The sequence below is a fragment of the Streptococcus oralis genome, from assembly GCF_001579175.1.
Taxonomy (GTDB): Bacteria; Bacillota; Bacilli; order Lactobacillales; family Streptococcaceae; genus Streptococcus; species Streptococcus oralis_O.
Window position 1 is genome coordinate 784,399 of the sequence record NZ_KQ970760.1, and the last position, 20,064, is coordinate 804,462.

At 35.1% G+C, this 20,064-nt stretch carries 32 protein-coding genes and 1 pseudogene; all 33 read left to right on the plus strand.

Annotated elements, in window-relative coordinates:
* The first annotated feature begins 91 nt into the window (after nt 1-91).
* The 33 genes and pseudogenes from SORDD24_RS08185 to SORDD24_RS08320 all read left to right on the plus strand — a co-directional run bounded on the left by SORDD24_RS08185 (nt 92) and on the right by SORDD24_RS08320 (nt 19,693).
* Nucleotides 92-898, plus strand: coding sequence for an alpha/beta hydrolase (locus tag SORDD24_RS08185; RefSeq protein ID WP_061409429.1), 807 nt, complete (start codon nt 92-94; stop codon nt 896-898).
* Between the two features lie 11 nt (nt 899-909).
* Nucleotides 910-1,038 (plus strand): ADP-ribosylglycohydrolase, encoded by a 129-nt coding sequence (locus SORDD24_RS11985; RefSeq protein ID WP_081103557.1) that lies wholly within the window; start codon nt 910-912, stop codon nt 1,036-1,038.
* A gap of 182 nt (nt 1,039-1,220) precedes the next feature.
* Nucleotides 1,221-1,691 (plus strand): hypothetical protein, encoded by a 471-nt coding sequence (locus tag SORDD24_RS08190; RefSeq protein WP_061409431.1) that lies wholly within the window; start codon nt 1,221-1,223, stop codon nt 1,689-1,691.
* 157 nt (nt 1,692-1,848) lie between these two features.
* A complete protein-coding gene (locus SORDD24_RS10975; protein WP_081103558.1) occupies nt 1,849-1,977 on the plus strand; it encodes an ADP-ribosylglycohydrolase in 129 nt (42 codons plus the stop codon).
* A 76-nt stretch (nt 1,978-2,053) separates the two neighbouring features.
* Complete coding sequence (locus SORDD24_RS08195; protein ID WP_061409433.1) at nt 2,054-2,464, plus strand: DUF7668 domain-containing protein; 411 nt, start codon at nt 2,054-2,056, stop codon at nt 2,462-2,464.
* Between the two features lie 333 nt (nt 2,465-2,797).
* Nucleotides 2,798-3,415 (plus strand): SAP domain-containing protein, encoded by a 618-nt coding sequence (locus tag SORDD24_RS08200; protein ID WP_061409435.1) that lies wholly within the window; start codon nt 2,798-2,800, stop codon nt 3,413-3,415.
* 17 nt (nt 3,416-3,432) lie between these two features.
* Nucleotides 3,433-3,538: pseudogene (locus SORDD24_RS12045) on the plus strand (hydrolase); the annotation flags it as partial.
* A 113-nt stretch (nt 3,539-3,651) separates the two neighbouring features.
* Nucleotides 3,652-4,533 (plus strand): diacylglycerol/lipid kinase family protein, encoded by an 882-nt coding sequence (locus SORDD24_RS08205; RefSeq protein ID WP_061409437.1) that lies wholly within the window; start codon nt 3,652-3,654, stop codon nt 4,531-4,533.
* A gap of 63 nt (nt 4,534-4,596) precedes the next feature.
* Nucleotides 4,597-5,088 (plus strand): nucleotidyltransferase domain-containing protein, encoded by a 492-nt coding sequence (locus tag SORDD24_RS08210; RefSeq protein ID WP_061409439.1) that lies wholly within the window; start codon nt 4,597-4,599, stop codon nt 5,086-5,088.
* Between the two features lie 178 nt (nt 5,089-5,266).
* The gene (locus SORDD24_RS08215) at nt 5,267-7,006 is read left to right on the plus strand and encodes a glycoside hydrolase family 13 protein (protein WP_061409441.1); all 1,740 of its coding nucleotides are present in this window, start codon (nt 5,267-5,269) and stop codon (nt 7,004-7,006) included.
* Between the two features lie 156 nt (nt 7,007-7,162).
* A complete protein-coding gene (locus SORDD24_RS08220) occupies nt 7,163-8,038 on the plus strand; it encodes a DUF4300 family protein (RefSeq protein ID WP_061409443.1) in 876 nt (291 codons plus the stop codon).
* Nucleotides 8,039-8,059: 21 nt separating this feature from the next.
* Nucleotides 8,060-8,242: a hypothetical protein gene (locus SORDD24_RS08225; RefSeq protein ID WP_061409445.1), complete on the plus strand. Its 183-nt coding sequence runs from the start codon at nt 8,060-8,062 to the stop codon at nt 8,240-8,242.
* Between the two features lie 91 nt (nt 8,243-8,333).
* Nucleotides 8,334-8,840: a YfbM family protein gene (locus SORDD24_RS08230; RefSeq protein ID WP_061409447.1), complete on the plus strand. Its 507-nt coding sequence runs from the start codon at nt 8,334-8,336 to the stop codon at nt 8,838-8,840.
* A gap of 101 nt (nt 8,841-8,941) precedes the next feature.
* Nucleotides 8,942-9,496 (plus strand): hypothetical protein, encoded by a 555-nt coding sequence (locus SORDD24_RS08235; RefSeq protein WP_061409449.1) that lies wholly within the window; start codon nt 8,942-8,944, stop codon nt 9,494-9,496.
* Between the two features lie 317 nt (nt 9,497-9,813).
* Nucleotides 9,814-9,945 carry a hypothetical protein gene (locus tag SORDD24_RS11935; RefSeq protein ID WP_264303171.1) on the plus strand — a complete coding sequence of 44 codons (132 nt, stop codon included), beginning with the start codon at nt 9,814-9,816 and terminating at the stop codon, nt 9,943-9,945.
* Between the two features lie 25 nt (nt 9,946-9,970).
* Nucleotides 9,971-10,471 carry a hypothetical protein gene (locus SORDD24_RS08240; protein ID WP_061409451.1) on the plus strand — a complete coding sequence of 167 codons (501 nt, stop codon included), beginning with the start codon at nt 9,971-9,973 and terminating at the stop codon, nt 10,469-10,471.
* Between the two features lie 3 nt (nt 10,472-10,474).
* Nucleotides 10,475-10,936 (plus strand): hypothetical protein, encoded by a 462-nt coding sequence (locus SORDD24_RS08245; protein ID WP_081103559.1) that lies wholly within the window; start codon nt 10,475-10,477, stop codon nt 10,934-10,936.
* Nucleotide 10,937: 1 nt separating this feature from the next.
* A complete protein-coding gene (locus SORDD24_RS08250) occupies nt 10,938-11,609 on the plus strand; it encodes a DUF2786 domain-containing protein (RefSeq protein ID WP_061409452.1) in 672 nt (223 codons plus the stop codon).
* A 23-nt stretch (nt 11,610-11,632) separates the two neighbouring features.
* Nucleotides 11,633-11,827, plus strand: a complete 195-nt coding sequence (locus tag SORDD24_RS08255) for a hypothetical protein (protein WP_061409454.1) — start codon at nt 11,633-11,635, stop codon at nt 11,825-11,827.
* A 76-nt stretch (nt 11,828-11,903) separates the two neighbouring features.
* Nucleotides 11,904-12,146 carry a hypothetical protein gene (locus SORDD24_RS08260; RefSeq protein WP_061409456.1) on the plus strand — a complete coding sequence of 81 codons (243 nt, stop codon included), beginning with the start codon at nt 11,904-11,906 and terminating at the stop codon, nt 12,144-12,146.
* A 10-nt stretch (nt 12,147-12,156) separates the two neighbouring features.
* Nucleotides 12,157-13,032, plus strand: a complete 876-nt coding sequence (locus SORDD24_RS08265) for a hypothetical protein (protein WP_061409458.1) — start codon at nt 12,157-12,159, stop codon at nt 13,030-13,032.
* Nucleotides 13,033-13,045: 13 nt separating this feature from the next.
* Nucleotides 13,046-13,612 carry a hypothetical protein gene (locus tag SORDD24_RS08270; RefSeq protein ID WP_061409460.1) on the plus strand — a complete coding sequence of 189 codons (567 nt, stop codon included), beginning with the start codon at nt 13,046-13,048 and terminating at the stop codon, nt 13,610-13,612.
* A gap of 47 nt (nt 13,613-13,659) precedes the next feature.
* Complete coding sequence (locus SORDD24_RS08275) at nt 13,660-15,162, plus strand: primase C-terminal domain-containing protein (protein ID WP_061409462.1); 1,503 nt, start codon at nt 13,660-13,662, stop codon at nt 15,160-15,162.
* An 88-nt stretch (nt 15,163-15,250) separates the two neighbouring features.
* Nucleotides 15,251-15,412, plus strand: a complete 162-nt coding sequence (locus SORDD24_RS11350) for a hypothetical protein (protein WP_196757288.1) — start codon at nt 15,251-15,253, stop codon at nt 15,410-15,412.
* A gap of 8 nt (nt 15,413-15,420) precedes the next feature.
* Nucleotides 15,421-15,624, plus strand: a complete 204-nt coding sequence (locus SORDD24_RS11795; protein ID WP_000878299.1) for a hypothetical protein — start codon at nt 15,421-15,423, stop codon at nt 15,622-15,624.
* A gap of 15 nt (nt 15,625-15,639) precedes the next feature.
* Nucleotides 15,640-16,062 (plus strand): hypothetical protein, encoded by a 423-nt coding sequence (locus SORDD24_RS08285; protein WP_061409464.1) that lies wholly within the window; start codon nt 15,640-15,642, stop codon nt 16,060-16,062.
* A complete protein-coding gene (locus SORDD24_RS08290) occupies nt 16,059-16,505 on the plus strand; it encodes a thioredoxin domain-containing protein (protein ID WP_061409466.1) in 447 nt (148 codons plus the stop codon). Before SORDD24_RS08285 ends, SORDD24_RS08290 begins: the two co-directional genes overlap by 4 nt.
* Nucleotides 16,498-16,728 (plus strand): hypothetical protein, encoded by a 231-nt coding sequence (locus tag SORDD24_RS08295; protein WP_000167064.1) that lies wholly within the window; start codon nt 16,498-16,500, stop codon nt 16,726-16,728. The genes SORDD24_RS08290 and SORDD24_RS08295 overlap by 8 nt, the downstream gene beginning before the upstream one ends.
* Nucleotides 16,729-16,737: 9 nt before the next feature.
* Nucleotides 16,738-16,959: a hypothetical protein gene (locus SORDD24_RS08300; RefSeq protein WP_061409468.1), complete on the plus strand. Its 222-nt coding sequence runs from the start codon at nt 16,738-16,740 to the stop codon at nt 16,957-16,959.
* Complete coding sequence (locus tag SORDD24_RS08305; protein WP_061409470.1) at nt 16,946-17,431, plus strand: hypothetical protein; 486 nt, start codon at nt 16,946-16,948, stop codon at nt 17,429-17,431. Before SORDD24_RS08300 ends, SORDD24_RS08305 begins: the two co-directional genes overlap by 14 nt.
* A 1-nt stretch (nt 17,432) precedes the next feature.
* Nucleotides 17,433-18,443 (plus strand): hypothetical protein, encoded by a 1,011-nt coding sequence (locus SORDD24_RS08310; RefSeq protein WP_061409472.1) that lies wholly within the window; start codon nt 17,433-17,435, stop codon nt 18,441-18,443.
* 16 nt (nt 18,444-18,459) lie between these two features.
* On the plus strand, nt 18,460-19,284 hold the full coding sequence (locus SORDD24_RS08315) for a hypothetical protein (protein ID WP_061409473.1): 825 nt from the start codon (nt 18,460-18,462) through the stop codon (nt 19,282-19,284).
* A 121-nt stretch (nt 19,285-19,405) separates the two neighbouring features.
* Entirely contained in the window at nt 19,406-19,693 is a 288-nt protein-coding gene (locus tag SORDD24_RS08320) for a hypothetical protein (protein ID WP_061409474.1), read from the plus strand.
* The last annotated feature ends 371 nt before the right edge of the window (nt 19,694-20,064 follow it).

Below are 20,064 nucleotides of genomic sequence, written 5' to 3' on the forward strand. Positions count from 1 at the left end.
AGACGCATCACGTCGAGGCGGTATCACTGCTTGTATGAGCTGATTAAACATGGGCGTAGCTAGTGAAAGTTCTACAGTAAGGAGTTTAAACATGAAATTCCATGAATTTGGTGATAAGAATTTGCCTCCTATTTTACTGATACATGGTGGTGGAAGTTCTTGGTGGAATTATCTTCGTCAAGCGCGGATCTTGTCAGAAGAATACCGTGTTATTCTACCCACTTTGAATGGCCACGGCGAAGAATATCAACTTGATTATGTTTCTACTGAAGATTCTGCTTTGGAGATTCTAGACTATATCAAAGCAAACTGTGGTGGGAAATTGTTTGCAATCGGTGGTGTTTCACTTGGTGGTCAAATTGCCATGGAGCTTTTGTCTTTAGACAGTGAAATTGCAGAGAAGGCCATCATAGATGGAAGCCTCTGTATTCCTCAACCAAGGTTAGCTAAAATCAGCATCTTTCTAGTGTCTCTATTTGGTAAACTGATGTTCAATAAATTCTCTTGCAAACTTCAGTTAAGCGTGATGAACAAACTCTATCCTAAACTGGCTTATCCAGAGGAAATAAAAGCTTATTATTTGGAGGATTTGCCAAGGACGCCTGTCAAAACATTGGTGACCATTTACAAAAACTATATGGGATGTTACAAGCTGAAAGATATGATTTCTGCTAGCAAGGCTCAGGTTCTGTATGTCTATGGTGAAAAAGAATTGAACTGTGTGAAAGAATCAGCGAAATTTTTTCATCAGCTACATTCAAATACAATTTTGTATGAAGCAAAGGGCTATAACCACGGCTATTTATCAGCTTATCTGCCTTATGAGTGGATTGATTTGGTGGTTCCATTTTTAAAGAGTGACTCATTAGAAATGTGTAACGAATCTGATATGCCATAAGGAGGAAACGTATGCTAGGAGCAATAGTTGGAGACATTGTAGATTCAGTTTACGAATGGAACAACATCAAAACGAAGGATTTTCCTTTATTTCGTGAGGATTGTTTTTTCACGGATGATACGATAAGATCGAACCGCTGAGTGTGTAGCTTTGCTGGTAAAAGCGTAAAAATCTTATAACAAAAGAACTTAAGAAAGTATTGAAACAAAGGCTTTTGCCGTAAGAGATATTTTAGTATTATGCCTGAAATTAAAATAGGCTAAGAGTAGATTTGTGAGTTTTGAACAATTTTTCCTAGCATACTTAGGAATGGAGAGATAAGATGACATGGACTAAGGAATATTTTTCTAAAATTGAATTTATTATTCATTGTGGTTGTGAAATTTTTGGTTATTTTGAGTGTAATCTGATGAACTCTGAACTGTCCTACCAAGAGTGTGGGAATACTGGAATGATCGTTTTTGAATATAGTCAGAAACTATCCGAAAAAGCCTTATCTAAACTCATGAAATATACGCGACTTATTGATTTTGAGAAATATAGAAAGGGGAACAAATCAAATAAGAATGATAAAGTTATTGGTTATAGAGATGCATTTTCGATAACTTTCAAGGGCTATAGTCAAGATGGACAAGCTTTATTGATATATAATATGGACTATGTTTACAAGGATTGGTACAATAGACCCGTTGATAACTTGTACAGTTTTATAAGCGAAACCTATTTTTCAGATTTTCAAAATAATAGATGTTTTATTGCTCAAGGGCTGATGGCTGGTGTACTTCCGTTTTAGGTATAATAGGAAGATGTAGTACATAGTGGAATCAAAAAAGTTTTTTAATTATAATTTGATTAGATGAATACCTATAAATTATACAAAATTCGTTAATAGATAATTTTAAAACTATAGTTGATGGTCAAATTCCCGATATCTTACAAGGAGGAATCTTATGCTAGGAGCAATTATTGGAGATATTGTAGGTTCAGTTTACGATTGGAACAATATCAAAACGAAGGATTTTCCTTTATTTTGTGATGATTGTTTTTTCACGGATGATACGGTAAGTCCGAACTGCTGAGTGTGTGAGTTTGTTAGTGAAACATTTTTAATATTCATAAGATTTAAAGTTGATTACAAAAAAAGGAAGTATTATCATGGGAATATTCGATGATTTTGAGTACAAAGAAAACTACCAAGATGAAGAAAAAGTAATTGAAGTACTCAAAAAGATTTTAAGAGCAATTCATCTAAATAATTATAGAGATATTTTGGATTGTGTTGATGGTTCAGAAGTTGATGATGTAAGAGAGTTACTTGAATATATCGACGATTCATTACAATTAAATGATTTTGATAAAATTGATGAATATGGTGTAGATTGTAATTTCCATCCGAATTATGAGTACTCCCAACTACAAGTTTATGAATTTAATGATCAAACTGGCTTTGTTGTTGAATATGAGATGACCTCCGATTCTGAATTAGTAGATTTAACCCTACAATTAGAATTTTTATACAATAATGATGGTTACAAAATAACTTCTATAGATGTCGACCCTGGATAAACAACACTTAATTATCTTCGTTATATGATAAATGCGTATATTAAGGCTAGATAATTTGATTGTAAGTTGCTTAAAATATCGGTTAGTTTTTCAAGTATTGAGAGATTAAAGATGTATCTATTGGAATTGTACCAAAATGATTATTTTAAAAATTTAGTCGCTTTTGATTCTTTAGAAGAAGGGAAAGCCTTTGTTTCTCACGGATGATACGGTAAGTCCGAACCGCTGAGTGTGTGAGTTTGTTAGTGAAACATTGCTAATCCTCAAAATAAAGAAGCCAAAATTCCATTATTTTGAGATGAAAACCTAAACTGTTTTTAAGGAGGTGTTATATTGATAGAGAGTAGACCTGGGTTTGATAAAATCACATCCTTTGATGAATTTAATAAATACTATTGGTATCGTGATGAACTTTCACAGATATGCAAGTCATTAGGGCTTGAATATAGAGGTACAAAACAAGAACTCAATGATATTATTGAGCAGTACTTTAAGGGTAATTTGATTAAAAAATCATCAACAAAAAGAAATAAGAAACGAGTAGAAGTTGTTAACTTAAATACGCCCTTACTTGAATGTGGATTCTCCTTTAATGCACACTTTAGAGAATATTTCTCAACTTTAACAGATGTTTCACCCTTCAAATTTACTGCTGATATGGCAACTGCTTGGAGAAAAGTCAAAAGAGAACATGATGTGAGTTTTACAATCCAAGATATGCTAAAAGTTTATTATGGAGATTCAGATTATGCCAAGTATGACCATTCGGTTTGTCAATGGAATCAATTTTTAAAGGATTTCTGTGCAGACGAAAATAGTCGTAACTACTCAAACAAGTTAAAAGTTGCTTCTATTCTTTGGAAAGAAGTTAGAAATTCAAGTAATGCAAAAATTTATTCAAAGAATCTTTTAACTGAATATGCTGATAAAATAAAAGAGTATGGTAAGTAGAAACGCCATCTCACTTGGTGGCAGAGGCAGCTTATGGTATTCCTTATTGGATAAAGGATAAAACTTATTCTGATTTGGATGAATCCTTAAAGGTGATGGGAAAATAGAATAAAATTATATTAATCTCCGGTACGTCTGATTTCTATTTTTTGAGGTTTCATTATATAATAGCATTGTATGTAATGGCTGATGTAGTTACACTAACATTTCTATTTAAAAATTAAGGAGTATTATCAATGAAAAAAGCAATGTTAATTATCAACCCTACCTCTGGTGGGGAAAAAGCTTTGGATTATAAGACCAAACTGGAGAGTAAAGCCAAAGATTATTTTGAGCACGTGGAAACCAAAATTACTGAAAAAGCCTTAGATGCAACCCATTTTGCTGAGGAGGCTTCACGTGAGAAGTACGATGCAGTGGTTGTTTTTGGTGGAGACGGGACGGTCAATGAAGTTATTTCAGGTATTGCTGAGAGAGACTACATTCCTAAGTTAGGGATTATCCCAGGCGGTACGGGTAACCTCATTACGAAACTGTTGGAAATTAATCAAGACATTGATGGCGCGATAGATGAACTCGATTTTAACTTAACCAATAAGATTGATATCGGTAAAGCAAATGATAATTATTTTGGTTATATTTTTAGTATTGGTTCTCTGCCTGAGGCGGTTCACAATGTTGAAATCGAGGACAAGACAAAATTTGGTATCCTTGCCTATGCTGTAAATACCATGAAGTCTGTCATGACGGATCAGGTCTTTAATATTAATGTCGAGACAGAAAATGGAAATTATGTAGGTGAAGCTAGTCATGTTTTGGTTCTCTTGACTAATTACTTCGCTGACAAGAAAATCTTTGAAGAAGACAAAGATGGCTATGCCAATATTTTGATTCTAAAAGATGCTTCTATATTCTCAAAATTATCCGTCATTCCTGATTTACTAAAAGGAGATGTTGTCGGCAATGATAATATTGAGTATATCAGAGCGCGTAATATTAAGATCTCTTCAGATAGTGAATTGGAGTCAGATGTTGACGGCGATAAATCGGATAACCTACCTGTAGAAATCAAAGTCTTAGCTCAGCGAGTAGAAGTATTTTCAAAACCGAAAGAGTAGAAGATAAAAATTAGTTTATCTCTCACAGAGAAGTAAAGTTTCATATCAACGATTGGAGGAGGAATGAATTCTCTATTTGATGAATTTCGAACAATTTGTTCTCATTTAAACCAAATCGGAATCACTCCGACGCTCATGGGGTCTTTGGGTTTTGAATACCGTTCAAATGAAGAATGGCAGCCGTCCGACATTGACATTCATGTTCCTGGAGATCCTAGAGGATGGGAAGCGCCTGATCATCTCAGAATTTATGACTGGGACAAGATAATGAAAGTGATGAAACACTTAGGCTATGCCTTAATAGATATTCATGAGCGTGAATTTCAAAAAGATGGTCTGAGTGTTGAATTCGGAAGTATCGATTCTTTACCTGATTTTGCAGGAGTTTCGGAATCGGATATAGAGTTGATTCATCTCGAAAACACCACTTTTCGCGTTCCAAGTTTAGAACAGTATTTAAGCATTTACAAAGCTTCTTCCCAAGATTCCTATCGAAATGACCACAATAACAATAAGGATTTTAAAAAGATAGATTGGCTGGAAAGGCATTTGTAAATCATCAATCAGAAAGTAGTAGGTATTAAGACTTACTGCTTTTTTATATTCTCGAAAACAATCCACTCAAAACTACGGACTAGCCTTGAAAATAAAATTTTAAAGTAGTATACTAGAATCACAATTGTGAAAACGTTTGCGTCGTAAATGCAACCAAGTAAATCAGGAGACAAATACAATGGAATTAACAGCCATTTACCACAGACCAGAGTCGGAGTATGCTTATCTTTATAACGACAAGACAATGCACATTCGCCTCCGAACCAAGAAAGATGATATTGAAAACATCAACTTGCATTATGGAGATCCTTTTATTTTTATAGATGACCGTTATGAAGATAGTAAGGAGATGAGTAAAGTAACTTCCGATGCTTTGTTTGATTATTGGCAAGTGGAGATTTCAGTTGGCTATGCCCGACTCCAGTATCTCTTTGAACTTAAAGATAAGCAAGGTCAGAGTATTCTGTATGGTGATAAGGGATGTGTTGAAAACACTCTAGAAAATCTTCATTATGAAGGAAATGGCTTTAAAATTCCTTATATCCATGAGATTGATGCTTGTCATGTTCCTGACTGGGTTGCAAATACAGTTTGGTATCAGATTTTCCCAGAACGTTTTGCCAATGGGAACCCTGAGATTTCTCCAGAAGGGGCTCTGGCTTGGGATTGCTCTATCAAACCAAAGACGAGCGATTTCTTTGGTGGTGATTTACAAGGTATTATTGACCATCTGGATTACTTGCAAGATTTGGGGATTACAGGACTTTATCTCTGTCCGATTTTTGAATCCCCAAGCAATCACAAGTATAATACGACGGATTATTTCGAAATTGACCGTCATTTTGGAGATAAGGAAACTTTCCGTCAACTGGTGGACCAAGCCCATCAGAGAGGCATGAAGATCATGCTGGACGCCGTTTTCAACCATATCGGTGACCAATCGCCACAGTGGCAAGATGTTCTCAAATATGGTGAAGATTCCGTTTACAAAGATTGGTTCCATGTTCAAGAGTTCCCAGTGTCCAAGGATAAGCTGGGGAATCCAAGAAAGCTCCCTTACCATACCTTTGCTTTTGCCAGCTATATGCCCAAGCTCAATACGGCAAATCCTCAAGTAAGAGACTATTTACTAAGCGTTGCGACCTACTGGATTGAAGAGTTTGATATCGATGCTTGGCGTTTGGATGTGGCTAATGAAGTGGACCACCAATTTTGGCGAGATTTCCGGAAGGCTGTCCTGGCTAAAAAGCCTGACCTTTATATTCTTGGAGAAGTCTGGCATACTTCACAGCCTTGGCTAAATGGCGATGAATTTCACGCAGTCATGAACTATCCACTCTCTGACAGTATCAAGGATTATTTCTTGCGTGGGGTTAAGAAGACGCCTCAATTCATCAATGAGATCAACGGTCAGTCCATGTACTATAGACAACAGATTTCGGAAGTGATGTTCAATCTCTTGGATTCGCACGATACGGAGCGCATTTTGGCTACTGCCAAGGGAGATGTTCAACTTGTGAAGTCTGCCCTTGCTTGCCTCTTTTTACAAAGGGGAACACCGTGTTTCTACTATGGAACCGAGTTAGAATTAGATGGAGGACCAGATCCAGATTGTCGTCGTGTCATGCCTTGGGAACGTGTTTCCGATAGCAATGAGATGTTGATTTTTATGAAGAAATTGATTCAGCTTCGCAAGAGTGTCTCAGATATAATCCAGCATGGGACCTATAGACTGAAAGAAATCAAGCCAGATGTGGTATCTCTGGCATGGGATTATGATGGACAAAAAATCCAAGCTATTTTTAACCAATCAAGTGAAAACTATCTTTTAAATCGTGATTCTATAGCCCTAGCCAGTCATTGCCAAGAGTTGGACCAGCAACTGGTGATTTTGCCTAAAGGTTTCGTCATTCAATAAATAATAGGTTTAAAAAGACTGTAATGAATGGGTGATTCGTGCAGTCTTTTTTTGACTTATGTAGTATAATATAGCTAAGTCAACGATTACTAGATGAAGTATTAGTGAATGGTGTTTAAAATGAAAAAGAGACTTGTAGTCTAGAAGGAGAGTTGCATGAAACGAACGAGAAAAGTAGTAGTCTTGGGACTGTGTTTACCCTTATTACTTGGATTTGCTGCTTGTCACCAAAATAATACGAGGACTGAAGCTGGAAATCAGACACAAGCCAGCTCAGATAAAGTTCCTTGGACGGCTTCATATTCCAATCTAAACAGTCAGGTCAGTACCGAAGAGGTCAAATCTCTCTTATCAGCGCACTTGGATCCAAATAGTGTTGACGCATTTTTCAATCTTGTTACAGACTATAATGCAATTGTCGGCTCAACTGACTTAAGTGGTGATTTTGCTTCCTTTACAAAGACAGAATACGATGTAGAGAAAATCAGCAATCTCTGGAATCAAAAAAAGGGTGACTTTGTTGGGACCAACTGCCGTATCAATAGCTATGCGCTCTTAAAAAATTCAGTCACGATCCCAAAACTTGAAAAGAATGACCAGCTACTTTTTGTGGATAATGACGCTATCGATAAGGGAAAGGTGTTTGATGCAAAAGATAAGGAAGAGTTTGATATTCTATTTTCTAGGGTGGAGACGGAAGCAACGACGGATGTAAAAATTCACGCGCAGAAGATGGAGAAATTCTTTTCCCAGTCTCAATTTAATGACAAAGCTCGAATGCTGTCTGTAGTCTTGCATGATAATTTGGATGGAGAGTTTCTTTTTGTCGGGCATGTTGGTATTTTAGTGCCAGCTGAAGATAGTTTCTTATTTGTAGAGAAACTAACTTTTGAAGAACCTTATCAAGCTATTAAGTTTGCGAGCAAGGAAGATTGTTACAAGTATCTATCCACCAAATATGCTGATTACACAGGTGACGGTCTAGCTAAACCTTTCATCATGGACAATGAAAAGTGGGTTGAAGGATATTAAGGTAGGCAAGGGAGAAGCAGTATGGAGACAGTAGTAGCGCTTTTAGTTGTCATTCTTATCGGATTCTGGGCTGTAAACATTCTCAAGCCTCGTAAGGCAAATAAAAAGGAAAGATTTATTTGTTATATGCAGCGCTATGATATAGATGGTGAGGGATACCAGTCAGAAGTCTGGGAAGTGACAGAAGATGAGGATTGGAAATAAGGTGGAGAGGCTAAAAACAGTATTATTCCTTTTCAAGAAAGGTAACTAGTAAGATCAGTGCTATCCTAAGAAACGAATAGGAGGAAACTTTATGGGAATGATTGCTAATTATCAATATCTATCTGACAATGAATTAAGCCAAATAGTGCCAGATTCTCGTCAGGAAGAGGAATTGTTTGACTTAGTAGAGGATTCTACTAAGGAAAATGAGACGTTGATAGATATTGACAAAATGTGGGACGCCTTACTCTTTGTTATGACAGGATTTAGTAGTTCAAAATTTATGGATGGCGATCCTTTGAGAGAAGCTGTCCTGGGAGTGACCCCTTTAGAAAATGTGTCAGAATATATAGCCTATACTGAAAAGTCAAAGATAGCTGAGATTGTTCAAGCTTTAGAGAATTTTGACATGGATAGGGCTCTGGGAGACTTTAGCATGGAAGCATGCAAGAAGGCAGAGTTATACCCCGATATTTGGGATTATCTTGAAGAAGAGGAAGAAATCAAGGATGATATTCGAACTAGCTTTATAAAAGTGAAAGACTTTTACAAGAAAATCTTAGATCTCAAGGGAAATGTCTTAGTGACTATTTGTTAAGTAATTTTATTATCCATTTAGTCTGTTGAAATACCTAGAAATTGGTTATAGGACTTGTGACCTTAATAAATTTTAAATATTTAACATGGAGATTTTCAGAGATGGAAAAAATTGAATGGGACAAGGTAAAGACTCGCTTAGACGCTTTGCTCGTCATTGATGACTATCAGACAGATCCAGACAAGAACTGGCTCCGATTGATAGTTAAGAGTGAGGAAAGCTATGGAATCCGTTATCTCATTGACAACGGTTCGGGTGATTCTCTAGATGTGATATTTACTGATAAAATGATTCTTGTAAAAGGCTTTGATCATGAAAGCAATTTAAGTCAGTTTGCTGCGGACGAGTGGAATCAAGACATTATAGACGGATTTTATAAAAGACTGGATGAAAAGTATCAAAACCTTTACTCAGAAGAACAAAAAGATGAAACAACCTTCTTTATCTGGTATGATGGTCAAGAGCATCAAAATACCTACCAAGATCAGGACGGTGGTGAATGGTTATTATCCTATTTCTTTGAAAGTTTTGAGCGATTTCATGAGTTTGTGGCGGACTATTATTCAATTACAGTAGATGAGGACTTACTTAAAAAACTTTACAATCAAGGATATCTTTCAGCAGTAGAATTAGAGCAGTTGATTCCTACTTCCTAAACTGAGGCTTTTATGAAGCCGGACAAAAAAAGTTATTTATGTCGAGTCTTAGCCTATTAAGATGAAAATCGGTATAGTAAGACCGCCATTCTAAATGTAATGGTTGTAGTTCATTTTTCTTATACCTATAACATTTTAAAACGATTTCTTTTTATTGTTAAATTTCATTTTGCGAACAAAAAATGAAATTCTTTAAAAAACTTTCACGTAAGTGGTAAGAGTTTTTAGAAAATCAAATAATTCAATATTTTTAGGAGAACAGAGAAATCTGTTCTCTTTTTTGTTCGCTTAAAATTCTATTTGAGAGGAGTTCAACGATGGTAGGATTAGAGATTGTAATGAATTTAGACACGTTAGAAATCTTTGACGTTATCGATCATGATAAGAATGGAAACAGCGAACAAGCGCCTACAACCATCCAATTAAGCTTATTTGACTCAATGACGTGAATTTGACAGAAGGAGATAAATTAGGATGGACAGAGAAGCGCTATACAATGAATTAATTCAAAGCGAACCATTAGGTTTCATTGATCCATTTTCTGACCTTGGCGAATTCGATCCTCTTCAGATGAAATTTAAACAACCCGTAAAGGATCTAGTGAATCGATATTCAGGACAACCTTACAGCTTGGCCTGGCAACATAAAATTATGGAAATGCGGAAGTTGTTTATTGCCTATCAGATAGCATTAAATGAAGAAGATAAGCAGATTAACTTTCAGCGAAGAACAAGAAGCGAAGAGTCCAAAGAACATGCTACTACTATTATAACAACCTACTTGAAATTGGGATTTAGTTTTAAAGAGATTGAGAAACGTGTTTCTTTATCTTACAAACAACTTCGTCGAGGATGGAAAAGAAGTGATCACATAATGACACATCCTCCTGAATTTTATAGTAAAGGAGACTTATCTGAAGGTTACTGTTTACCGAGTAAAAAGTTACCTAAAAGCATGAGAATAAACGAGGGATAGAAAATGGAAACTGGGATTTGTAGAAGATGTGGTTGTAAGTGGAATACAGCCTGCGTTGATGAAATGTATGGTTCTTGTTGGTGGGTAGATAAAAATAGAACGCTGTGTAGTCACTGTTTTTATGGTTTTAATGATGAATCTTGTCAGACAAAAGTTTATTACAGACCAGGGCATGATTGGCTTGAGAGAGATTGGGAATTTGCTTGGGAAATACTGACAAATTCAAAAAGTCATTGGGTATATGATATGGAACATGATGTGTTGTGTGTTGTTGGCTTAGGAGATCATATTGGAGCTGTCAGATTTATTGTAAAGAACTTTTATGGACTTAATCGTATTTATCGTGAGGAGATTCCTAAATGGCAAGAAATTATTGGGAATAATATGATTTTTTATAATGCAAAGGTCAATGATTCAAAACATTACGCTAGTTGTTTGCCTAGAAAGTATAAAAATGAGGATTGAAATGAACAGTAAAATTATTGACAAGATACAAAATCTTTTAGAGTTAGCTTATGATGCACCAAACGATGAAGAGGGACAGACTGCTCTTCTAATGGCTCAAAGACTTATGGTGAAGCATAATCTTTCTATGAATGATTTAACGAATAGTACAACTCATAAAGATATTGGTGAAACAATAGGAACATGGGAATATAGACTTCCATGGTGGCAAGAAAAGTTGGCTGCTATTTTAGGTGAAAATTTTAGATGTAAAACGATAAGAAGACGACTTCCTGAAGATGGCATCACACAGATAATTTTCTTTGGATATCAATCTGATGCTGAATTTTGTAGTAAGGTTTACGAAGGTGCGCTCTTATACCTTAAATATCGGCTGAAACGACTTTTCCCTACAGTCTCAAGAGCAAGATGGAAAGACTATAAGAAATCGTACTTACTCGGTTTCTTAAACGGAGTAGATCAACGTTTTCAGGAACAGATTCAATCATCAGAAGAATTTGGTTTGATGGTAAAAATCCCAGCAGAAGTTTTGGAAGAACAACGACTTCGTATGGGAAAATTAGAGAGTAGAAGTCTAAAAATCGAAATTGAAGTTGATTATGAGGCGTATATTGCTGGTTTTGAACACGCAAAAGAGACCAGGTTGTTATCAGAAGAATTGTTGAATAAATGAGGATGAACATAGGAGGAAATAAAATGACAAAAACTGTTACATATCCACGCTTTGTGGACGTTGACCGAAATGGTGTTTTTCAAAAGGTGTTTGTAACATCTAATGGAAACGAGGAGTGGTGTTCTCCTACTGGACGTGAGTTACAAGAAGGTCCGGATGTTATGGACCACTGGCTCGAATACGAGGACAGTGAGGGTGAACTTCACTACGGTAGATAGTTTCTACCACCATTTTATTTGTTAGTTTATTTATTTATTTATTTTAGGAAGCCCAATACGGGTAGGAGGAAATTTTATGATTTTGTTGTATATTGTATTGTTTGTTGTAGGAGTGTGCATTTCGTTCAGTGGAGTATTTATCATAGCTAAAAATACAGACATCACACTTAGCTGGAGTGGTAAGAAAGATTTCTTTCCAAATCTAACTACTTGGGAATGGATGGTGAGTATCTTTTTAATTATTGTAGGAGGGGCAATGATTTACTTCTCATGTATGGAGTTAGCGCCATATATTATAAGTTCATTTGAGTTAAGATAGGAGGTATAGTATGACAGTATTAAATCTACATAAAAAGGAGTGCCTAGAGATTGCTAAAAGGATTTTGGATTGGAATTTTATCAATCCAATCTTAGTTAAAACGAACTCACGCAGCCACATGGATACTCTAATGATCATAGACGGAAAAAAACTAGCTGAAAATCTAGAGTTGGAAATCAAGAGCAGTCTGGAAAGGAGTGACTTATCGAATAGCTATCTTGTAGAGTTTGATTTTGATAACCCAAATTTACAAAGCGATAGCTTATTCTTTGAGAAAATAATTGAATCAGCAGTTTTTTATCAAGTTCCAGAAAGTATTTCTGAAGCTAATAAGGATTTACAATGGTTCAAAAAAGTTATCGAGGGGAAAGAATACTCAAAAGAGGGATTGAGGCAAGCGTTTGGAATAGTCGAGGTCAATCCAAAGTTAAATTTACAATCTTTAGACCTTGTGATTGCGTCACCGATTGGAGTGGAAACTGTTTTCCTAAGACAGACAACAGGAACTGAGGTTGGGCGATTTCAGCAGTATATATTACCACATGAAAGAGGTTTTGAACCATCTGTCGAAATTAGAAAACATTATATAACAAAACAGTTTGAGCAAAAACTCCCAGTTCAAATTCTTTCAACAAAAACAATTACAACAAAAAAAATGTTATCTAATGGATACACTTCCAATAACTTTATTGTCAAGGCGATCCTTGAACGTATTTTAGAGGAAATCGAGAACACTATTGAATATCAGACAATGGCTGGATTGACTGAAGAGCAATACGACTTTGTGAATTGGGCAATGCAGATTGCAAAAACAGTAAATGAACGTATCCGTCAGTTTGATAATTTGTGTTATACAAAGGAAGAGCTGAAGGATATGATTAGTTAAGGAGAGAGAAAACATGACAGTATTGTATTATTGTTTTTTCATAGCAAAGGATAGATTGAAATCCATAAGGGAAAACATTCTTTATTCTAAGAGTTTGCGGAAAGTGCTGGGTAATATAGTTCTTTGCTTTATCTCGCTTATAGCTGTCCCTTTTTCTTATTCTTATCTTCTAATATATATCGGCAACTGGATTTCAATGTCGTTAATAAGTTCTGGATTAATTGAGAATAAAATAATGCAGTTCATGTTATTGGGATTTTTACTTACCATAGTCATTGATACAGTCGTTTTACTCATTATCTCAGTGTTGGGAAGTGGGGCTTTATCTCTTTGGATAATGGCAAGGTACTCTTATGAATTATTTGGCAAAGAATTACAGGATAAGAAAGAAAAAAGGGTTGCAAATTTACCAGACAGTAAAAAAGAATCCGTAAATTTTTTAAGGTATAGTTTAATGATCTTGTTAGCAATGATACTGGTCGTTGCTCTTCTATATATTTTCAATGCTGAACTACTTTTGAAATTATTAAATCTCATAATTGATTTTTGTCAAAAATTTATTGATTTATTTTCTTTTTAGATTATTGCTATCTCCACTATCATTGTTTAAATAATGAGAAATTAAATATGAAAAAGATTGATTTATTAAAATGCTTATCCATCATCACAAAAAACGGATTAAGAACTCAAAAATTTAAGAATAGCCATCTACAGCTCATCTCTTCAGCTGAAGAAGGAAGACGAGGCTCTGTATTTGCTTATCGTTCAAAAGCGAATATGGTGAAAGCACGTGGTGTTGTTTTAACCTCTGTCGAATCATTACTGGAGAATCAGGATCAGTTTACACACTGGACTCCTAACGTATATTGCTATGGAAGTTACAGCGATGCTGGACGACGGATTACACGTGGCCACTCTGAAGATAATCTTAGACAGATTAACACATTCTACATTGACTTTGATATTACCTCTTCAGCTGAAGAAATGACGACAGGAGATATTTTAACTGCTTCCCTAGAGTTAGGTTTTATGCCGACGTTGATTCTAAAATCTGATAAGGGATTTCAAGCCTATTTTGTCCTCTCAGAATCAGCCTATGTTACAGCTCATTCCCAATTTCGAGTGGTGAAGGTGGCCAAAGCGATTTCTCAAAATTTGAGAAATTACTTTGCTCAAACTTTACCAGTAGACTTGACTTGTAACCATTTTGGGATTGCTCGGATTCCTCGAACTGATAATGTTGAATTCTTTGATGCTGATTATACCTATTCATTCCAGGAGTGGTTAGATTGGTCAATGAAGCAATCAGACCTTCCCTTCCCAAGTAAAAAGCCAAATTTGACGGTTATTTCAGGTTCTGAAGGGGTGAAACAGATTGATGAACCTTGGTATCAATTGCTGATGAGAGAGGGGAATATCAAAGGTGGAAAAGCCTTGATGGGAAGAAATAATGTTCTTTTCACGCTGGCTTTAGCTAACTTCTCTTCAGGAATCGATCAGGAAGAGTGTGAGGAAGTTCTTTCTAACTTTAATGCAAGTTTAGACGAACCACTCTCTTCAGCTGAATATCATAAGATTATCACAAGCGCCTATTCAGGAAAATATAAAGCTGCTAGTCGTGACTATGTAATGACTTTATGTAAAGCATGGGTCAATCAGGAACTAAAGGCTTCAGATATCTTTGTGAAGCAACGTTGGTACAAGTTTAAGAAGAAACGTGCGGATAGAAAGAATAGTCATCTTCATGAATGGAAAACAGACGTAATGGCCTATTTAGAAGGTTTCTATCAATCCGAGGATCCATTTATCCAGACGACGAAAAAAGAGATACGAGAGAAGTTGAACATTCCTGAGCGGTCATTAGACAAGGTATTGAAGGTTCTCAAAGCAGAACAAAAGATCTTCTTTACAGTCAAACATGGCCGTGGAGGAGGCATCAGATTAGCCTCTATCAAAGCAATCTTCCTTTCCCTTATCAAGGTGAAGAAAGAACGTCAGGAGGCTTATATGGCCAATATTGCTGCTTTCTTTGAAGAAAGCTTTGAGTTCACTCAGCGAGTGATAGAAAGGGTTAAAGATGGCTTTAAACAAACACAACAACTATCTCTATTTGAGCTTGATATTGGATAATTTTAAAAACCCGTAAACTGCCTTTACATTATATCTATGATTATTACAAAGATATACATGTATGTGAAATAACCTATGGAGGAATGATATGATTTTGATTTTAGTTGGATTATTTAGCCTTATATTTGTAGGAGGATTTTTCTTAGTTCTATCACTTATAGGGATTCGTCAACAAGTTCGTTTTGAAAACGGATATGATGTTGAGTTAGAGACAGATCAGCTGGCAATGATCAGCCAAAATAGAAAGTGAGAAGAAGAATGAAGTACGTAATTTTCAGTTTTGAATTAGGTGACTATATTTGTAATGGGGAGAATAAAGTTTTAGTTTTTGATACCTTGGGACTAGCTTTTCAGTATCTTCAAAAACATTACCGTAAACCACTTCCTGAACAAAGAAAAAAGAGATTGATTCACTATCCTGATGTGTATCAAGCTCCGTTTAGACTTCTAAAAGTTTGTTAGGAAGGGGAAAGGTCGATGTCAGAGTTATTCAAAATTATTCGAGGCTATTACCTAACAGGGGTTGGTCAGGAACCATTGGCTTATTATTTTAAACTTTCATCGGATAACTTAAAATTTGAGTCTGTTTCTGCAGGTGATGTGGCTTTAACTTTTTATCAAAACGAGGAGAGTATTACTAGCATTCCAGCGATTATTAGAGTAGATAGTGTTATCTCGAATGATAAAATGATTTCAGATTATCTGCAGGAGGAGTTGAGAGATCACTATCCAATGTTGCCAATTGTCCGTGTATTGGATTCCGAGGAATTTGATCCTTTACTCTTTCAAGAAGTGATGACAACGTTCACTAACTTAAAATCAGAAATAAAAGAATTAGCCAAGATTGATTATGTTCAAGGATCCATATTTGATTTTATGGATGAGGAGGAAGTAGTATGAGAGAGCTTTTTAGATACATTAAGTTAGCTGTAGGTGCTATTCTCGTTATTTTATTTGTGAGTCTCGCAGTTCTAGGAGGATATAGGATGTATAAAGATCATTTTATCTTAGATTATGATCCTCATCTTACTCAGAAGGAATACCAGAATACTGTACTTGATCAAAATGTAAATCTGGTATTTTATAAAAAAGATTGTCCTTACTGTCAGATTGGAAAAAGTGTAGTTGTAGATGCAGCCAATAAAGGTTCCTATCCAACATTTTACATTGATACTCAGACAGAAGAAGGTCAAAAGTTGGTAGAAAAATACCAGGTTGAAAAAGCTGCAACTATCATCAAGATTCGTAAGGGAAAAATAAAGAAATATCTATATGCTTCAAGAGATTCAGAGGAAAAGATTGTAGCAGATGAGAAAGGAATCCAGGAGGCCATAAATGACTAAAAGGGTAAAGCTAAGTAAATGGGCCGAGACAGCTTTTCAAAATGATTGGGAATTGTGGCGTACTAGGACAAATGAGGGAATGGTTGTTTTAGGAAAATTATCAGATGGAACGTTTACCCTACATCGTTTTAATGATGAGGGAGGACAACTAACGCATATTTCGCATGATGAAGCTCTTTGGCTAACATTGGATTTGGCACCTGAAAAGTTAGGCTGTATTTAAGGAGGTAGTATGTATCAAATTTTAAATGCTATTGCGCATGGCGTGGTTGGAACTGTCTTGATTGCGATCTGGTTCGTACCGCTCTTCAGGATAACTATATGTGATAACTTTGGAAATGAAATCAAAACGAAAAGGCTGCCATTAGCATTCTTATTGTTACTAAAAAGTGTTTGGCCGAAAAGTAAGGTTTCACTTATTTGGAAAGGATATAAGAAGCATGAGAAGAACTAAATCATCTACTTTGAAGCAGAAAAGAGCTAACAAACATTTAAGAGGTATAAAAAATTACATGCTATCGAGTGAACAAAAAAGTTTCGACGATGTATCAACTTTTGATATGTTGTTTGCAACAAATGTGAGGTATCGAGTTTTTGCAATTTTAGGAGGCGTATCTGGTTTTATTTCGCTAGTTTTAGTATCAGTAAATCTCTTTTTAGGATTTAATGCGTATGTAATTGTAAATTTAGTTAATATGAGTCCAACTTTTCTAAAATTAGTAGGAGCAAAAGAAGTTTCTTTTATGACAGTATTTGAATTATTTTATTTTGGAAGTGTCGAGTTAATGAGAGATATGTTTGCAACTATTTTTGTAGCTATTATAGTTTTTTCTTTATCATTATTTATAATTTGGGCTACTGAAAAAAAGACAGATATAAACTCTTTAACAAATCAGTTTTATGAAAAAATCAGGAAGGAGAAATAAAATGTCTACTTTAATTGAAATATTCAAACGCTGGATTGAAAAGATAAAATCTAGCCCAATTTTGAAGCCATTTATTAAGACTAAAGTTTGGTTTCAGGAGAATGTTATTAAGAGAAAACTAGTCATTTTCTCAATGTTGTTTGTGACTTGGTTAAGTCTTTTGATGGGAGCGATTTTCTCGCCACAAAGACAAACATATACTTCAGAACAACTTAAAACAAAGCAGGTTTTTGCGAATGGCAGTGGTGAGATGAAACTGGTCAGCCAGGAATATTCACCAGACACTGGAATTATCGTTTTACAATTTGAGACGAAAGATGCTACGACTTCGATAGATCGGGGCATCGATGCCAAACGATTAAAATGGAAACTCTATGCGCAACATAAAGATTCAAAAATAGAGATGGATGTTGTGCCAATCATTGATAATAAAGTATCAGTTATTATTAAAGGAGTTCCGAAAAATTTTGGAGCATTTGCGATCGATGTGACGAATCAGACAGTCTCTTCTAGCTCAATTGATGTGAATATTTCATCGCCATCCAGTGATTCTAAGAATGTTTCTCAGAAGAAATCTGGAGAAGAGGACACTGTACAATTCTTTGTAACTCCTCAAAATCCTCAGCTTGAAATCAAAGCTATTGAAGTTGTCTCCAGAGAAGAATTTACTCTTCAGGAAATCGAAAAAGAAATCAATTTCCAGAATGAACAGTCTCAAAAATTGACGACATCAATTTCTCAATTGAAGGAATCTATTGAAGATGATAACTCACGAAAAGCGAGTCTTCAAGCAGAAGCAAAATATCTAACAGGTGATGATCTCGAAGCCAATCAAAAGAATATTGCTACGCTAGATACAAACATCGAAACGAAGAACAGAACCATCGAAACAGCCTATAAAAACATTGAAAAGTTGAAGGCTAAATTGGAGTCTTTGGACAAGAAAAAAGAAGCTGTTAAAGATGGAACATTTGAATTTTCAAACCCTATTGAAACTGTAGAAATGAATTAAAGTGAGGTAAAATAAAATGAAAAATTTAATTAAAATGGTAAAAGAAACTGATAAATTGGGATATAAATTATCTGCAATTTGTGGAGTGAATTGGCTTATTAGACAAGCCTTTAAATGGCAATATTTATTTTTTGTAATGGTTGCAGGCGCTGTTCTGATTAAAAAAATTTCAGCAACACTTGAAATTAGTCCAAATTATTTAGGATTTTTGATGGTTATTTTTATCTTAGCCGTTCCTTTTTCAAAATTGCGTTTTGGTGTTGAGAGATTTATTTTTTCATTTTTTGAAAGTGTTGTGTTTGGCTTTATTTTTTCAATCGCAGTGGATTTTCCATTTCAAGAAAACGAGTCATCGTTCTGGCTTTTAGCCACAATCTTTAGTATCGGTATTTATTATTTCATGAAGTGGTTTCAAGCAAAACTTTTTCAGCGTTATCTGTTCAAAAATATCTTAAATAAGGACTACCTTGGAATCCGAAAATTAAAAGATAAGTTACCTCCTAAAATCAATCTTTTTACAGATGCTGATGAAGGTGATGCAAACCAACGAATGATTACGATTAATCAGCGAGCAGTGAAAAAGGATTATCAAGATATTGTAGAATTAAGTTTTTTGAATAGAGAAAAACGGACAGGTATTTCTTATTATAGAAAAGCATGGAACGGTTCTGAAGCTCCTCTTGAAAGAGAATTTGTAGATATTGAAGAATTTTATCATCCAGCATTTTATGTCTTCCCGTTTGGGAAAAAACATGATTTTTGTTTCTGGTTGATTCAATTTGATGTGAGTAAAAAGAGTGCGTTTTCTATGAAAGGTGAGTTCATGTTTACCAACAAATAGTAGTCAAAAATCTCCTTAATTTTTGAATTAAGGGGATTTATTTTTTATGATTGTCCCTTTAAAAAATAATTTTATATTTTAGATTACAATAGGCTTAATTAAATAAAAAGGAGAAGTAATCATGGCTAAAAATGATTTAACAAAAATTGATAATCAACTAGAAGAGGCAAGGAAAAAAGTTGCCACTTTGGAACAGGAACGTAAAGAAGCAGAAGAGAATCTTCAAAAACAAATTGGTAAAATTTATGTTCAAATTCAATTGAAGAAAAATAAAAATCAGTCGTATGAATCAATTTTGGAAGAGTTAAAAATGGAATTAAACCTCATCAAAGAAGAGGAAAAAGAACAACGTTTAGCAGCTAAGAAAAATCGTGAAGAAGGAAACTTTCCAGCTGAAAATCAGTCTTAATCTTTGAGTTTTGAACTTCTAAATGAAGTCAAAAACGGTGTAAGCAAAAGTGTGTAAAAGGAAAAACAGTGTAAGTATAACACCTATAAAGTGTGTAAAGGTAAGTATAGTATGTGTGTGTAAGTAGGTGAAACCGAGAAAATTGATATCATTGGAAACGTTGATACTATCAACATATCACGGCACGTGATATCAGTTTCCCTTATGCTCTTTTCTACCACAACACACCTAAAAAGGACCTTAGTCCCTCTGTGTGTGTTAGTGTGTTGAAAAACCGCAAAAATAGAACCGTGACGGTTCGTGATGTTGCGAGGTTGAAGTTTTCTTTTTTGCTTCTTTTTGCTTTTGCTTCGACAAAAGAAAAAGAAGTC